Below are 15,650 nucleotides of genomic sequence, written 5' to 3' on the forward strand. Positions count from 1 at the left end.
CAAGGTCGCGTAGAGGACAGGCTACAAACAGGTCCTCTTGCCAGCGGTCTTGATGTCCAATCAAGGTCGGGCTCCTTTCGGTGGCATCCAACCTTCAGACGGCTGACATACTTACATGGTTGCATCAAAAGAGGGTTTTTCAACAGCCCCGCTGCCCCTAGTTCTCCCCGCACCGAGTCCGGTCTCCGACACCCTATTTCAGCAGCCAGAGGCTGAAGGCCATCGCCGCCATCCCGAAGATGACCCCGACGATGCTCAGGTGCTCGTGTCCGTACGATGACGCCACCGGCACCAGCTCGTCGAGCGAGATGAAGACCATGACCCCGGCGACGGCAGCCAGCATCCAGCCCAGCAGGGCCGGGCTCAGCACCGGGCCGATGAGGAGTGCGGCTACCAGGGCACCCAGCGGCTCGGCCACGCCGGACAGAAACGACCAGAGGAATGCCCGGCGCCGGGAGCCGGTTGCCGCGTAGATCGGCAGCGACACCGCCAGCCCTTCCGGGATGTTGTGCAGCCCGACCGCGACCGCGAGCGATACTCCCAACCCGACGTCACGCAGCGTTCCCACGAATGCCGCCATCCCTTCCGGGAAGTTGTGGATTCCGATCCCCAGGGCGATGAACACCCCGGTGCGCAGCAGGTCCGGGGACCTGCCCTTGCGCTCCGCGACGTGATGCTCGGCGATGTAATCGTGCGGCACCGCCACGTCAATCAGGAACATCAGCAGCATCGCGCCGAGGAAGACCGCGACCGCGAGCAGCAGTCCCAGGGATTCAATCCCGGCCGGGAGCAGCTCGATGAATGACACCAGGACCATCACCCCGGCCGAGAAACCCAGGACGAACGCCATGAACCGCGGCCCGGGCCGGCGCACCGCCAGACCCAGCAGGCTGCCGAAAGTAGTTGCCAGGCCGGCCAGCGTCGAAAGCAAGAGCGCCGTGCCGATGCTGCTGCTAACCGCCGTGCCTCTTCATCAATTCACCGCGCAATCGGTTTCCACAATCCGGAGATGCCTGTCCCGCCGGCAGTCGGAAAAACCCGCAATCCTCCGGCCCCTGTCGCCTCGCTGTCCGGTCCGCCATTTTGAAGTTTGATATCTGCATTCTGCAGCTTGAACTGGCGGGCGCAGCCCCACTGTCCCCAGTTCTCCACGATGTGAGATGGAACGATGGACGATTCTTCGTTCCGCTGATTCCGCCTATCGGCAATCGACATCGGCTTTCGCCTTGCGGCTCACGGTATCCGCGTTGGTTCGGCGAATTCGATCATCGTTCCCAGACGGACCAACTACGTACGCACCGTTCGACACGGGCCAAGAACGATGCACGACCTTCGCCGTGTCAATAATCACTTGCTGTCCCCGGAATCCGCCGCTGGTGCTATTGGTCTGCTTCTGAAGCTAGGCCGCCCGCCACTGACACACCCAGGATATGGCAGAATTCAGCTCGCCAGCCATTCGGCCAGGCGGCGCTTGATGCGGCGAAGCCTTTCTGGCGCGACTCGGCCGATGGCTCCGATGAACGTACCTTCTTCCGCGACCGCCAGTCTGCCGACGCGGACCAGACTTGCTGCTTTGAGACCACTCACCAGGTAGTCGGCATCGTCCTCTCGGACTACGTCGTCAAACCCGGCTACTTCGAGGTGAAGCTGCGAGGAGACCATGCTGACAAGCCAGTCACCAAATCGTCCGGGCAGTTTCCCGAGGACCACGGCCGGACGAAGCTTTCCGGCTTCGAAATCGGTATGGGGAAACCGGAACAGCACTATCTGGCCGGGTTGCATCGAGAAAACGTCTCCTTCAAGTCGGACAGCGAGTAGGTCGGGCCTTCCTCGTTTTCCATACCCCGCATGGCGCAGATCAGCGAGAGGGCGGTCCAGTCTCCGTCCCGCACGGCGGACGTTTCTCCACCCCTAGTTGCCAGGAACTCCGCGAAATCCCGCACCTCAGCCTGGAGCCTGTCAGGTAGTTCCTGCATCAGCTTGACTGTCTCTTCAAGTGTGCTCATATGTACGCCTTCTTACGACAAGCAATATAGCCCGGCGACATGGTGAAGTCAAGCAACCGGCCGAGCCCCGGTTCCGACATTGGACGGCATGCTGGTGCACGTACGCTTGGGCGGAAAGGACCCTGGCTCTCACCCGTTGGGTGCTGTCATTCCGCTCGTTCCGACGGTGGCGCAGCCACACGAGGGCGTCCGCGCCCGAGTCGAGGAATCTCGCCTGAGAGACCCTCGGCTCACTCCGTTCGCTCGGGTTGACACGTGGCAAGAATGTCGGTTCTGGGGCCGAGAGGGCGGACGAAGTCAGAGGCTAGCCATCAGATGTAAGTGACCCGCATCTTCGTATCTTCATGGCTGACCGCTCCGCGCTATTCGACAGGGGCTTCTGAAGCCAACTGCATCCTCGTTGGTTCGGCGGAGCCGTACACCGTACATCGTTCTTGGACGAACGAACGATGCACGAAAGAACGATAGACGACCGAGGCCGTTGGCTGCTAGCCGCAAGCCGTCGGCCCGCCGGCCCGTCAATCGGCAATCGACATCCGCTTTCGGCCTGCGACTTGAGGCCTGTGGCTTGAGGCCCGCGGGCAGCGCCCGCGTCTATCGGCAATCCGAAATCGCGAATCCAAAATGGCTTGGGCCGTGTCAACAGTCACTTGCGGTGTCCCCCGAATTCTCACTGGCACTGGTCCGTGCAGCTAGTGCCACTTCTCCTTGGTTGCCAGTGCGACCGTCTTGTCATGTCGTACCTTGGCTTCGTGCAGGAATCAGGATGAAGGAGCGGCGTCCCTTGGCCTCATTCACCTTTCACAATCCGCAAGGGCCGGGTCAACGGTATCACCCGCCGGGCGACGGGCGACAGGAAATACACCCCCGGCTGAAGCCCTTCCCCAATCTGGTTGCCACCGCAGACACCGACCTTCCTACCTGAAATGTCGGAGAGCACGAAGCGTTCGGTCTCATGCCCGGGTACTTTGGCAGAGACGCTGAACGGATTCGGCTGAGCCCGGAACGCGGTCCGCGAGTTCGCGAGCTGAGGAGTTGAAGGTTCCTCCACCTCGAGGTTGCCGTTGGCGTCGGTCTTGACGAGATAGGCATCGTACCTCCCGGCGCCGAAGGATTCGGTCGTGCCCGCGATGATGTAGCCGCCATCTGCGGTCTGCTGGACCGACCAGCCGCAGTCGGAGAGCGTCCCGCCACAGGTTCTGGTCCACAAGGTATCCCCTGAAGCATTGGTCTTGATGAGATAGACATCGAAGCTCCCTGCGCCAAAGAAGTAGGTCCCGCCTGCGATGGCGTAGCCGCCGTCTGCGGTCGGTTGGACAGAGAAGCCCTGATCGATGCTCGTCCCTCCGTAGGTTCTGGTCCACAGCGTATCGCCTGAGGGGTTGGTCCTAATCAAATAGACGTTGTCGTAGTCCGGCGTCCCTGCGCCGAAGGACGTGGTCCAGCCTGCGATGATGTAGCCACCGTCTGCGGTCTGCTGAACCGACTCGCCCCAATCATGATCCGTCCCGCCATAGGCTCTGGTCCACAAGGTATCGCCTGAGGGGTTGGTCCTAATCAAATAGACGTTGGCGTAGTCCGGCGTCCCTGCGCCGAAGGACGTGGTCCAGCCTGCGATGATGTAGCCGCCGTCTGCGGTCTGCTGGACCGAGCAGCCCTCATCCATGCTTGTGTCGCCATAGGTTCCAGTCCACAGCGTATCGCCCGAGGCGTTCGTCTTGATGAGATAGACGTCGCCGACCCGTGCGCCAAAGGACGCGGTCCAACCTGCGATGATGTAGCCGCCATCTGCGGTCTGCCGGACCGAGGAACCCATATCGCGGCTCGTATCGCCATAGGTTCTGGTCCACAAGGTATCCCCCGAGGCGTTGGTCTTGATGAGATAGACATCCAAGTCCCCGGCGCCGAAGGACGCGGTCCAGCCTGCGACGACGTAGCCGCCGTCAGCGGTCTGCTGGACCGAGAGACCCTCATCGTCGTCCGCCCCGCCATAGGTTCTGGTCCACAGCGTATCGCCTGCGGTGTCGGTCTTGATGAGACAGACATCGTACAATCCTGCGCCGGAGGACGCGGTGTAGCCCGCGATGATGTAGCCGCCGTCGGAGGTCTGCTGGGCCGAACATCCCCAGTCGTCGTTCGCGCCGCCGTAGGTCTTCCACCAGCTCCCTTGATCAAGGACCGGGGAAGCACAGACAACAACAGACACGACGAGTTGCGCCACCAGGAGCACTGCACACCTCACGGTCTTGCGCTGCCGGAAGCTCTCGGGTGCTTCCCGTGTTTCCGTGTCGACCATCTCAACTCCCCTTTCGCCGTTCGGATTTCCTCTCTCGTCAGTCCATACAACTCGTGCACCAGCACGTCAATCTGCTTGTCGTTCGCCTCTATCGTGCGCCTGATGGGGGCCTGCTCGTGCGGGGCCTCAACCTTGGGCAACTGTTTGTGCAGGTCGAGCATCCGTTCCACCAGTTCGACCATGTTGTCATGCCGCGCCTTGTCGCGGTCCGTCAACGTCCAATAGGATGGCCGTCGCTCGCCGGGTTCTCTCCGGATTCTTCGAGAACAGACGGCCATGGACTGCACGCGTGATTCCACGACCAGACTAGGAGCCATCGCGGTCGCGGGCGGAATGCAGCAACGCCTCTAATCGTCGCTCACTCAACGGGTCATGTTCCAGGACCAGGTCGTAGATGAGTCCGAGGAAGCTGGCCTGGACTGATCTAACCGAGCTGAGGACAGGTTCACCTTCATGGCCAGCGGCAGCCCATGACACCGGCAGATCGAATTCCCTAGTCCACCAAGTATCCACTTTCTCCAATAGACGCACCATCTCCTTGAAAAGACGCGTGTAGCGGCCGGAGTCGAAGCTCGGCAGCAACTCCGTCAGGTTGTGCGCCAGCTCATGCCTGGCAGTCCGGATGTCTTGCATCTCCGTGATGTTCTGTCTATCCAGAACTCCCCGATGGGCCAGCCACTCCAGAGATGACTCAAACCTCCTCTTCTTTCCTTCAGGGTCCAGCGCAAGTACCTCTCTCTCGTAGTCGTCGGAGACGTATATCCACTCCCCGTCGCCACCCGTTTCGTGTAACTCCAATAGCTTCCTAACCACGACGTAATAGAGATGCTCGTATACGACCACGAAGAAGCCCGAAGTGATCAGTGCATCGCGAAGCCTATCAACTGGAAGCCCTTCGTTTAGCCACATGGCAAACGGGATGACCCCACTTGGCTCCTTCAGCCAGTCTTCTCTCGCGTACTTCACGGCACCTTCACGCAAGATCGGACACGTGGTTCGCACATCGGCGACAAGGGTCGGTTTCTTATTGCAGAACCTGCGTTCGATTCTCGGAGAGTCTTTTTGGCAGTATCGGTGCGTGAACCATCACGGTGCGGCCCAGATCATCCTGGAATCTGCATTCCACATCGAAATAGCGGGCCCGCTGGAGAAGGCTCCCATACAAACGCAGGTGTTCCCGTTGTCGTCGGTCAGTGACAAGGTTGGCCGATCGTTCAGCACGTCAAGTGATGCCCGAACTCTGTCCTCTGCATCGCGAAGAATCACCGTCGGCCCCTGCCTAACGACGGCTAGTCCGATCCGAGGACGACGGTTGGCTCCGTTCTCATCCCATAGCCATAGAGCGGGACCGGTCGAGTCCACAGCAAGGGCAGCGCGGGGCATGCCGCTCTCATCTCCCAAGATGAGCGACACGGAATTCCAGTTGGCGCTGAACGTGCCGCGTTGCCTGTGCCACTGATCCTCCAGAATCAGGCGTTGGGTTCGGATTGCTCTGCTGTTCCTGGTGCGGGTCATGCCCCACATGAGCGCAACCACGGCAATCAGAAGACTCAACGCCGTGGCCGTCAGATACCATCGGCGGTGGGCTCTTGCCCGTTCGGCCTCTGCTTCTAGTAGGTCAAGACGTTCTTCTATTGTCACTGTCTGCCTCCTTAACAAGTTGCCGGTCAGCCAGCCTTTGTCTGTCTACATTCAGGTCCATGGTTCCCGTACCGCAACACAGAGCCTCTGACCTTCAGCGCGCGCCCGAAGGGCACTGCAGGGTCGCAGGAAACTCTACTGCCGCCTCCCTAGACTTCGATACTTCGCAGCATTGGCAGCGGCGTCTGATCTTAGCTTCGCGTCGAACAGGCTGTCATCACTGATACAAGACAGGACGGCATCGCTCAGTCGATTGTACGTAGCGACGTCAACATCCGATTCAAAGACAACTCGGTCCGATGAGATGGAGTACGATCCCTGACGTGCCAGCAGAAAAGCTAGGAGGCTGTCAGACGACGCGAAGATCCGTCGTTGGATCGTGAACCTCATCCTGGTGTTCGCGCGTGCCGCGACGTTCTCCCTTATCCCCGCGAGAAGATCGCGTTTCGTCTCGGCGGGGATCTTCATCGTCGTAACAGCGCTTTCGAGCTCGGCGAGGCGGCGATCAGCCAATGCATCGTACTTGTCGGCTATTTCCATGGCCTTTCGTAGTCGGCGCCGTCCAGAGGTAAGTACTGACGCGGAGCCGAAGTTCTCGGGTGACATCAACCCCGCTAGGTCGAGACGCCCGATCTCGGAGTCCATGCTCTCTGCATCGCACTGAACCTGGTTCGCAAAGGCATCAATAAGCACTTTGAGTTCCGCGTACTGACCATAGGTATCCACCGACGCCGCGCCGACTGCGATCCTCTGCCCGTCGACGCCAACCGCCTCAGTTACGTCCCCCAAGTGAGATAGCACTGCCCGTTCACTGGAACCAGCAGGGTCCGGCTGCAGATCGCTGAGAACGGAGGGGTTGAGTAGCTGTATCTGGTCAAGAAGCCGGTCGTTGGCCTTGTATGCCACGAAGGCTGAGAACCTTAGCGCGCCCCAGGCTAGAAGCCCGAGTGAGGAACATAAGATGAACGTCGCCCAGCGCCGTCGCTTGAGCAAGTATCGCCAGATCAGCGAGACACCGAGAAACAACAGCCCGGGCCAGAAGAGGGCCCCTGCGCATGCGCCGATCACGTATCCTGCGCTCTGTCTCATAAGTCGTGCCAGCAGTAGCGCGTAGATCAGGATGCCTTCGGATTCACGGGGCCCGCTAGGTGTCTGGGCCGTCATGCGAAGTGGCCAGGGGTCCGCGAGATATCGCTGCAGCACCCCGCGCATTGCCAGTTGCTGAGAGAGCGATCCGGTTGCAGTTGCACCCACCACTAACAGGACTGCCGAGACAACCAGTAGGACCACCGCCAAGATACGCATCCGAGCCTCCTGACGCACGGCTTCCTTTGGTGACGGACCACCGATGGCGTTATGCGACGCTTTGGACTCCGAAGGTAGAGGTATCATGGTCTCACATGTCGGGCAGTAAGGAGGCAGCTGACTCCTCTCCACTCGTCAAGGGCGGGTATCTCCCCGACTTGATCATCGTCAGAATACTGCGGCGGGGTTGGCCGATTGTCAAGCGAACGCACGCGCCCTTGGATTTCGCGGCGTGCAGTAGACGCCGCCGGCTTTCCTGACCTCGGGCTTTTCCTCGACCTTGGCCTGATGCCTTGCTGTCAGTCGTATGACTTTGCCGAGGAACTCGCTAGGAGAAGTGCCAACGCCGAATGCCGAACGCCGATCTCGGTGCTCAGGGCGGAGTTGTTCCTCTTTGTAGTCAGGGGACAGGAAGACCTTGCGGTCGCGGGAGAACCGCTCGACGAGGTCAGCCACCAATGCGGGAGGAGAAGCTCCCATGGAAGCTCAAGAATACCCTCGGGCAATACGAAATCAAGCTCCCGCCGAAGCGTGGCAGAGACTCGGACAGAGACTTGGACGGAGTGCCGGGAAAGCAGCGGGAGAGATGATGGTGGTGAGAGTGAGACCGACAGTGGGAGCAACCGTAGGAGCAGTGATTGGGGCAGGAATGGAGCCGGCAGCTTGTCCGACGCTCGGGCAGGTGATTGCGCAAACTGCTGGGTCGAGCGCGGGTGAAGCGGCCGTTCCCGCGCTCGCTGAGATTGCGGTCCAGGGGACTTGAGGGAGTGCGGGGATAACGCTCCGGCCCGTAGCCGGTGAGACGACGGGCGCAACTGCCGCACACAGACCTTGGCCGACTACAGGAGGAAGGCTGTGCCCAAATATGGGAGGAGCGACCACCGGGCGGGTTTTCAAAGACTTACGCTATCCCTTTGGGTCGGCTTCCGGCTAGCTGGGTCATAGAGACAGGTCAGAGATTCCTCGTCTATATGTAGTGGTCAGCCGTTTCCGACCACAATTCTGCCGGGGAGTGGACGGCCCACAGGCCGCCTGGGGGGTAGCATCAGCCGACCCAAGGAGTCAAAAATCAAAAGCTAGAAGTCAAAAGCCAACGCGCCGAACATCGAGCCGAACAACGCCGCGAACAACCGGTGGAACAACGACTCGAACAACTACCTGAACAACGCGTGGTACAGCGACCTATAGAGCTTGGGATTGAGGTCGAGGTTCAGGTCGAGATGGAGCGCAAGACGCAGCCGCCGACGCAAGCGAATACGGAGGTTGCGATACCTTGCCCGATGCCTCGTGAGGAACAACGACGGATGCTTCCCGGGACGGAACCGCGTTTCCGTCGCGAGGCCGCAATCAGGATCTCAACTCCAAGGCACAAGGACACTAAGGGCGCACTTCGGCCGAGGCGCTGTCCGCCCTGAAATCGGTGCCAATCTGTGGTTCGTCCCGTGGTCGGGTGAAGCGAGGCAGAGTTGGCCCGGTTTGACAGCATCGCGGTCAGGCATAGACTGGTGCCCCCATGCGGCGCAGCCCGGCGTACCTTCTTCTCCTGCTGACGACCGCCGCCGCCTTCGGTCTCGACCTGACGACATTCCGGCAGTCGTACTCCCGCGCCAGCCGCGCCGACTGGTCGCTGCGCTCCGACCTCTTCGCCTTCGACCAGACCGGCCGGGAAGCGGGGCAGGGAGGCGTGTTGCTGGGACTCGCAGGCTGGCGGACCTCCATCCTCAGCGAACAGCTTGACCTCGACCTGAACGCGTCGGCCTCCGCGGGGGCCGGAGCGCAGAACGGCGGCGCTCCGGACACGCTGCCGGCGTCTCGGCACTACCTCTCGGCCGCGCTGGGTTTGAACTCGACTGCGACCTGTCACGCCTATCTGCCCGGGACCGATGCCTTTGTTCGCGTCGGTATTGATGCAGGCGCCTCCTGCGATGTGGATGATGAGCGGGATGGGCGGGAGTGGGCGCGGATCCGGACCACCCGTCTTGACCTGGGCAGCGGCCAGCTCGGGCTGGGATACGGGCGGATGCGAGACGCCTGGCCCTTGTATCGCGCCGCCCGTCTGGCCCGTGTCCTGAGGGAGGAGGGAGTGCTCACCCGCGAGTTGTCCGACGACGACCTGCGGGGTCTGGGCGGGTTGCTTTCCCGGGCCTGGAAGCTGTTCTACGCTCACGACCGGGCCGCGAAGTTCTACTACGATTCGCTGGAGCAGTGGCTGACGCGCGCCGGGGCAATCAGCGAGCCGCTGCCGGCGTATACCCTGTTCCGACTGGATGAGACACCGCTTATCGGTTTGGATGAGCGCCGGTTCGGGATGCGTGGCTTCCTGACCGCCGACATAGATGCGCACTTCGGGAGCCTGTCGTACGACGCGTCCGACATAAGCTGGACGAAGATCGACACCTCGTTCCACCGGAGCTTCCGGGTCGGGTGGGAGTTCAGACGGCCGGTCGGGTTGCGTTGGAGCTACGGCGCCTCGGCGGCGTACGCTCTGCCCTGGCCCCGGACCCAGCCGAGGGTGGAGCATCGGCTCGAGCTGACGGGCGACGCTTCTTACGACATGACCGACGGCCTGGTTGCGTCATACGCTGTCGGCGTTACTCCGTACTACTCGCCGGCGCCCACACCCTACTGGGACAACCTCTTTGAGCTGCCCTCGACCCATACCCTGGTTTTCTCCTACTACGTGACCGAGCGGTTCGCCGTCCGGCTCGGAGGTCGCTACACTACCGACTTCGACCTGCAGTACCGCGAGAGATACAGCCGTTCGAGCATCAAGCATCACTGGGCCGCCGCTTTGAGGGTGACTTTCGGCCGGATTCCATCGGGCTGGGGAGGGCTCTACGATTTCTAGTCTCCTGCTGCTGGCGATGGTGGCGGGATTGCTCGGGCGCAATCCGTTGCTGGACTATCGGCTGCCCGAGACCAGCGCCAGGAGTTGGAGCGTCGAGATTGACCCGGATACTTTCGTGGACTTCGGCACCGGGGAGCGGTTCTGGTTGCGCGGCGCGGTGGTCCCGCGCTACGACATCCTCGTTGTCGGTGAGCGCAAGTACATCGCCGCAACGGCGAGACTGGGAGTTTCGACCAGCGTGAGCAGGTCTTTCTCTATCTCCGGCGGCCCGAGCCTGGACGCGGACGCCGACTGGTATCCGAGTCAACTGCCGGTCAGCATCGGCACGAATTCGCACTTGAGCGCTGACCTTGGCCACTCGCAGGGCCCGGGGTACTGGCGCTACGACTGGCTACATGATTCGGTCTGGATTCCCAGCCACAATGACAACTCGTGGTCGGTTTCAACCGAGATGGAGCTGGGGCCGGCGTTTGGGCGGCTCCGCGACGCAACTCCTGTTCTGGAAGCACTGCTCATCGGAGAGGCGCTGTCGAAAGAGGGGTTGCTGGCCGCACCGATGGGCGAGGAGGTGGTGCAGGGACTGGCCGGGACGCTGGCCGGCAGCAGCCGCTATTACTACACGCACGACTCGAACCGGGCGACGAAGTTCTATTACGCAGAGATCGAGCGGGTCCTGGCAGCAGCCGGCTGCATTGCGGGCAGGCTGCCGGCCCGAATCTGGCTGCGCATCCGGGAGATCGTGGGAAGACAGCCGCTACTCGGCGACCGCTACTGGCGCACCGGCGCGAAGCTGGCGACGCGCTGCGGGATCGACGCGGGCCTGAGCCGGTACTCGAGAAACCGCGGCGGCCAGCGCGAGGTGACCGAGGACGCCTACGCGGAATTGTCAGGGCTGGCGACATTCGCCTTCGGGCATCCCTTCACCACCCGGCTGCATCTCTCCGGCACCGCCGAAGCACACCACCTGCCCCATTTCGGACACCAGGACGCTTCGGCCGACGTTGTCCTTTCCTATCTGCTGCCGGACCGGATGCTGCTCAGTCTGACCGGCCGGCTGCAGTTGACCCGCGACAACCTCTCCCAGACGCAGGTGCCGGTCCTTTCCTACCAGGGCGCGTCGGTGGGAGCGGACCTGCTGTCATACGTTGAAGACCGAAGCACGTTGAGTGTGGGAGTAGCCTGCGACCAGAACGGCACCCAGTCCGGTGAGTCAGCGTCCTGGCAGCGAACCTGGGGTCTGGGTCTCAGCGTTTCGCTCCGCCACTACTTCTAGTCCGTCAGCGTCGGCGTCCCGGCTTTCACAAGCAGTCTCTACTCGTCTTCGCCGCGGCCGGAGTCGGGGGGCCGGGGCTGGTGCTTCTTCATCTTGGCCCAGTATTGACGCCTGGCCAGGAACCTGAGTTCGCGCTGCATCTTCTCGAAGTTGTGGAGGCGCTTGGGGTCGAGCGTCCCGGCTTCGAGAGCGGCGCGAACCGCGCAGCCCGGCTCTTCGTCGTGCCGGCAGTCGCGAAACCGGCACTGCCGCGCAAGCGCCTCGACGTCTTCAAAGGCGCCTGCGACGTCGCTTTCGCTTCCCCAGAGCTGGAGTTCGCGCAGGCCGGGCGTATCCATGAGCAACCCACCACCGGGAAGCGGAATCAGCTCGCGCCGCGTGGTGACGTGCTGGCCCTTGCCGACCGCCTGGCTGACCGCGCCGGTCTGCTGCCGTTCGGCGCCGAGCAGGCGGTTGATGATGGTGGACTTGCCGACGCCGGAGGATCCGACGAAAGCGAGCGTCTCGCCCGGGCGGGCGTAGGCACGGATTGCTTCGAGCCCGGTGCCCTCGGCCGCGCTGGCCTGAAGGACTGACACCATCGCCTGAATCGGGCCGAGCTGCGCAAGCGCGGTCGCAGTGTTCGGACAGATGTCGGTCTTGTTCAGGACGACTACCGGCGTAGCGCCGCTCGCGAGCATGGCCGCGACGTAGCGTTCGATGCGGCGCGGGTTGAACTCCTGGTCGAGCCCGGTGACAAGAAAGACAGTGTCGACGTTGGCGGCGATGACCTGCTCTGCGGTCAGGCCGAGCGGGACCTTGCGCGAGATGGCAGTACGGCGAGGCACGAGGGCGTGGATGATCGCTTCGCCTGCGGAGTGGGGCCTGACCGCTACCCAGTCGCCGACCGCCGGGAACCCGCCGTGTTCCCCGGCCTCGTGACGGAACCGGCCGGAGAGTTCTGCCCACAGCTCGGCGCTGCCGTCGTGGACCAGGTAGAGCAGCTTCTCCTGGCTAATGACGCGCCCGGGGCGCAGACCGTCGGCTTCGTGCGGCGCGAATTGACGGCGGAAGAACTCACTCCAGCCGAGATCAGACAGACCGAGGTTGCCGTCCACCATGGTTGGGAGGCTATACGCGCCGCCCGTGAAGTCAAAGAGTGCCGCCAGGTAACGGTGGCGCGGCTTCGGTCTACCGCACCAGGGCGAACTTTTCGGAGAGCGAGCCTAGTCGTGCTACGTAGATGCCCGGCGTGAGTCCGCGCACCGGCAGGCGCGCGACCCGGGTGCCCAGGCTGAACCGGCGGACCAGCTTGCCGGCGCAGTCGTAGAGTCTCAGCGACGAGTGACCGGTGAGGGAAGGCGCCTGAACGAGCAACTCATCACGCACGGGATTCGGCCCAAGCGTCAAGCGTCTGGCGTCAGGCGTACGGCGTCCTTCCTCGACTCCCAGGGTCGGTTCGTAGATCTGCAGCCCGGCGCCGAAGTCCGCGACGTAGACGAGGCTGCCTTCGAGCCAGGCGGCCCAGGCCGTGTGCGGCGTGTCGTAGAAGGCTCGCTCGACCGGGTTTACCGGGTTGTTGCAGTCGATGACCCGCAGCCCGGCAGTCGCGTCGGAAACGTAGGCGTATCCGGCCTGCACTCGCACGGACATCGCCTGGCCCGGGGTGTCGTAGACACCCAGTTCTGAGGGGTTCGCCGGGTTCGATACGTCGACGATACGTAGGCCCGAGTTTCGGTCGGCCACGTAGGCCCTGCCGTTCACTACGTCGAGCCCGAACGCGTAGTCCGGCGTATCGAAGAAGCCGATCTCCCAGGGCGCGGCCGGGTTGGCCACGCTGATGATGCGCAGACCCTTTTCGCGGTCCGCCACGTAGGCGATCGTGTCTACTACCCGCACCTCGCAGGCGATACCCGGTGTTTCGAAGTGCCCGACCTCGGTGGGGTGGGCCGGGTCGGAAATGTTCAGCACGCGCATGCCGGAGCCGCGCTCGGCGACGTAAGCATGGGGCACGGCCACGAAGACGTGAATCGCGTAGTCGGGGGTGTCGAAATAGCCGACCTCGTAGGGCGCATCTGGGTTGGCGATGCTGACGATCCGGATGCCATCACCCCATGCGGCAAGATAGGCAAGAGTGTCGGCGATCGCCAGGCCCTGTACCTGGTCCGGTGTCGGGTAGGTACTGCGCTCAACCGGGTAGGTCGGGTCGCTGACGTCGATGACGCGCATGCCGCCGTAGCCGTCGGTCACATAGGCGCTGTTGTTGCTGACCGCAACGTTGTGCGCCCATTCCGGCGTGACGAACTGGTGGACTTCATTCGGGGCAACCGGGTTAGAGACGTCCACGATTCGCAGGCCGCCGTTCCAATCCGACAGGTAGCCGTAGTTGCCCATTACCTGGACGCCGTGAGGATAGAGCATCATCCCCGCAGCGCCGAGGCGGAGCGGCGCGGTCGGGTCGGCCACGTTCAGGACAACGAGTCCCGCGGCCCAGTCCGCCACATAGGCGGTCGTGTCTCTGACCACCACGCCCATAACGCCGGTCAGGCTTTCGAATCTGCCGACTTCGCAGGGGCTGAGCGTATCGGCGATACTGATGACACGCAGGCCGCTGGTTTCGCAGGCGACGTAGGCGTGCGAGCCGGAGGTCACCAGGTTCTTGGCCGTGGCGCCGAATACGCAGCGCCCGGTCTCGCGCGGGTTGGCCGGGTCGCTGACGTTGACCGTGACCACTCCCGAATCACCGTTGGCGACGTAGGCCCAACCCGCCTGCACCCACACGTCCCAGGCCCGGCCGCGGGTGTTGAGCCGGCCGACTTCCAGCGGGTGCGCCGGGTCCGATGCGTGAAAGACGCGCAGGCCTGAGTCGCGGCCCGCGACGTAGACGTAGTTGCCGGACACGGCGACGCCGTTTCCCGGCCCCGCGACCCCAGTGCCGCCCAGCCGCACCGGCGCCGAGGGGTTCGATACATCAAAGATGTCGAGCGGCCCGGATACCACGTACAGCCGGTTGCTTGCGTACCACATGTCACGGACGTAACCGCGGGTACGAATCCCGTCGGACAGGACGATGGGCGAGTTCGGGTTGGTCAAGTCCAGCACATAGACGCCGCCCCCAGACCCGCAGAACCCGAGGTTCCGCGCCGGGTCTACTGCCGAGTTCGACGAGGGGCCGAACGGCCAGTTGCCGACCAGCCGGCAGTTCAGCGAATCGGCCGCGAACCCCGCGCCCGCGAGCAGAATGACAGCGGAGACGAGACGCATCCTCATCGTGACCGTCCCGGGCTAACGGACCACGGCGAGGCGTGCCGTATGGCTGCTCCCGCCCGCGACCAGCTTGCAGAAGTAGACGCCCGGCTTCACGCCGGCAGCGTTCCACATCGTTTGGTGCTCGCCTGCGACACGACTTCCGGCTGCGAGCCGGGAGACCAGGTTGCCGGCCACGTCATAGACCGCGCAGCTCACTGAGCTGCCCCGCGGCAGGCTGTAGCCTATCGTTGCCTGGGTGCCGACCGGGTTCGGGGACACCATGAACGGACGGTTGGCCCCGAGCTGGTTTCCTTCCTCGATTGCGGCCGCTTCCAGCGAGATGTTGTCGGCGGAAACTTCCGCCCAGCCGCCTCCTCAGGTGCCGTTGTCGTAGGCGAAGAGATCGATAGTCAGCTTCCTGACGTTCGCCGGGTCGATGCCGGGCAGGTGCGTCGATATCTCACTGGCGATGTCGATGCTGAACGGCGTCCACACCCCGGGTGTCGTGACCTCAATCAGGCTCTGGGTGTCGCTCACGGCCCAGGTGCAGTATTGGTCGTGGAGGTATAGCATCGTGTTGCCCATGCTCATCCCGGCCGAGTCCAGATAGCGTACTGCAAACGCAGCTACCGGCCAGCAGGTAGAAGAGCCGCCGCCGATTTCCAGGCACCCGTCAAACGAGAGCGTCAGGTTCACATTGGGGATGTCCACGGTCTGGTTCAGCGAGGCGTACTTGGCGAGGTACTTGCGGACTGAGACGGCATGGCCCGGCGTAGGCTGGCCGAGCGTGTCGGACCAGGTGAATGTATCGCCGCCGGCAGTGTTCACGGCCATTGTATCCCAGCCGACGTCGACCGTCTGCTCGAAATCGCCGTTCACCAGCAGGTTGGCCGAGGTCAGCCCGGCAATTGCGGCGAGCGTGATGATACTACGGAGAGCACTAAATGTTTGACAGCTTGAGGTCATGTTGCCGCATATCGGACGTGCTCTTCCGCAAAGTAACTCCTGACCACTTCTGGCTGGCGTTGCCGGCTGCGTAGGTAGGATCGGGCC

Annotated in this window: 13 protein-coding genes and 1 pseudogene; 2 read left to right on the forward strand and 12 right to left on the reverse strand. The window is 62.8% G+C overall.

Translation table 11 applies throughout. The annotated features are described in order from the left end of the window. Positions 1–193: 193 nt before the first annotated feature. From zupT to FJY68_10620, 8 genes and pseudogenes are all read right to left on the reverse strand, one after another. Positions 194–946 (reverse strand): zinc transporter ZupT, encoded by a 753-nt coding sequence (gene zupT, locus FJY68_10585; protein MBM3332273.1) that lies wholly within the window; start codon positions 944–946, stop codon positions 194–196. Positions 947–1,440: 494 nt separating this feature from the next. After that, positions 1,441–1,782 carry a type II toxin-antitoxin system PemK/MazF family toxin gene (locus FJY68_10590; GenBank protein MBM3332274.1) on the reverse strand — a complete coding sequence of 114 codons (342 nt, stop codon included), beginning with the start codon at positions 1,780–1,782 and terminating at the stop codon, positions 1,441–1,443. Continuing rightward, positions 1,764–2,006, reverse strand: coding sequence for a DUF2281 domain-containing protein (locus tag FJY68_10595; GenBank protein MBM3332275.1), 243 nt, complete (start codon positions 2,004–2,006; stop codon positions 1,764–1,766). Before FJY68_10595 ends, FJY68_10590 begins: the two co-directional genes overlap by 19 nt. A gap of 1,057 nt (positions 2,007–3,063) precedes the next feature. After that, positions 3,064–4,248: pseudogene (locus FJY68_10600) on the reverse strand (hypothetical protein). Beyond that, entirely contained in the window at positions 4,245–4,484 is a 240-nt protein-coding gene (locus FJY68_10605) for a hypothetical protein (protein MBM3332276.1), read from the reverse strand. The pseudogene FJY68_10600 and the gene FJY68_10605 overlap by 4 nt, the downstream one beginning before the upstream one ends. A gap of 124 nt (positions 4,485–4,608) precedes the next feature. Further along, positions 4,609–5,268, reverse strand: a complete 660-nt coding sequence (locus FJY68_10610) for a hypothetical protein (GenBank protein ID MBM3332277.1) — start codon at positions 5,266–5,268, stop codon at positions 4,609–4,611. Between the two features lie 810 nt (positions 5,269–6,078). After that, positions 6,079–7,239 (reverse strand): hypothetical protein, encoded by a 1,161-nt coding sequence (locus tag FJY68_10615; GenBank protein MBM3332278.1) that lies wholly within the window; start codon positions 7,237–7,239, stop codon positions 6,079–6,081. Between the two features lie 207 nt (positions 7,240–7,446). Next, on the reverse strand, positions 7,447–7,704 hold the full coding sequence (locus FJY68_10620; protein MBM3332279.1) for a hypothetical protein: 258 nt from the start codon (positions 7,702–7,704) through the stop codon (positions 7,447–7,449). Between the two features lie 1,057 nt (positions 7,705–8,761). Between FJY68_10620 and FJY68_10625 the strand changes: the two genes are divergently transcribed. Both FJY68_10625 and FJY68_10630 read left to right on the forward strand, forming a co-directional pair. Continuing rightward, a complete protein-coding gene (locus FJY68_10625; GenBank protein ID MBM3332280.1) occupies positions 8,762–10,096 on the forward strand; it encodes a hypothetical protein in 1,335 nt (444 codons plus the stop codon). Between the two features lie 28 nt (positions 10,097–10,124). After that, positions 10,125–11,369 (forward strand): hypothetical protein, encoded by a 1,245-nt coding sequence (locus tag FJY68_10630; protein ID MBM3332281.1) that lies wholly within the window; start codon positions 10,125–10,127, stop codon positions 11,367–11,369. 38 nt (positions 11,370–11,407) lie between these two features. On the opposite strand, the gene rsgA is transcribed toward FJY68_10630, so the two are convergent. From rsgA to FJY68_10650, 4 genes are all read right to left on the reverse strand, one after another. Further along, complete coding sequence (rsgA, locus tag FJY68_10635; protein ID MBM3332282.1) at positions 11,408–12,469, reverse strand: ribosome small subunit-dependent GTPase A; 1,062 nt, start codon at positions 12,467–12,469, stop codon at positions 11,408–11,410. Between the two features lie 70 nt (positions 12,470–12,539). Continuing rightward, on the reverse strand, positions 12,540–14,618 hold the full coding sequence (locus FJY68_10640; protein MBM3332283.1) for a hypothetical protein: 2,079 nt from the start codon (positions 14,616–14,618) through the stop codon (positions 12,540–12,542). A gap of 15 nt (positions 14,619–14,633) precedes the next feature. Next, on the reverse strand, positions 14,634–14,879 hold the full coding sequence (locus FJY68_10645) for a T9SS type A sorting domain-containing protein (protein ID MBM3332284.1): 246 nt from the start codon (positions 14,877–14,879) through the stop codon (positions 14,634–14,636). A 93-nt stretch (positions 14,880–14,972) separates the two neighbouring features. Further along, a complete protein-coding gene (locus FJY68_10650; protein MBM3332285.1) occupies positions 14,973–15,476 on the reverse strand; it encodes a hypothetical protein in 504 nt (167 codons plus the stop codon). Positions 15,477–15,650: the final 174 nt, after the last annotated feature.

The organism is candidate division WOR-3 bacterium (assembly GCA_016867815.1).
Classification (GTDB): domain Bacteria; phylum Hydrothermota; class Tepidihabitantia; order Tepidihabitantales; family Tepidihabitantaceae; genus UBA2258.

What these genes read in the sequence shown, in the direction of transcription:
- FJY68_10590 (MBM3332274.1), bottom strand. Translation starts at nt 1,782, where the DNA reads ATGCAACCCGGCCAGATAGTGCTGTTCCGGTTTCCCCATACCGATTTC.
- FJY68_10595 (MBM3332275.1), bottom strand. Translation starts at nt 2,006, where the DNA reads ATGAGCACACTTGAAGAGACAGTCAAGCTGATGCAGGAACTACCTGAC.
- FJY68_10605 (MBM3332276.1), bottom strand. Translation starts at nt 4,484, where the DNA reads ATGGTCGAACTGGTGGAACGGATGCTCGACCTGCACAAACAGTTGCCC.
- FJY68_10625 (MBM3332280.1), top strand. Translation starts at nt 8,762, where the DNA reads ATGCGGCGCAGCCCGGCGTACCTTCTTCTCCTGCTGACGACCGCCGCC.
- rsgA (MBM3332282.1), bottom strand. Translation starts at nt 12,469, where the DNA reads ATGGTGGACGGCAACCTCGGTCTGTCTGATCTCGGCTGGAGTGAGTTC.
- FJY68_10640 (MBM3332283.1), bottom strand. Translation starts at nt 14,618, where the DNA reads ATGAGGATGCGTCTCGTCTCCGCTGTCATTCTGCTCGCGGGCGCGGGG.
- FJY68_10645 (MBM3332284.1), bottom strand. Translation starts at nt 14,879, where the DNA reads ATGGTGTCCCCGAACCCGGTCGGCACCCAGGCAACGATAGGCTACAGC.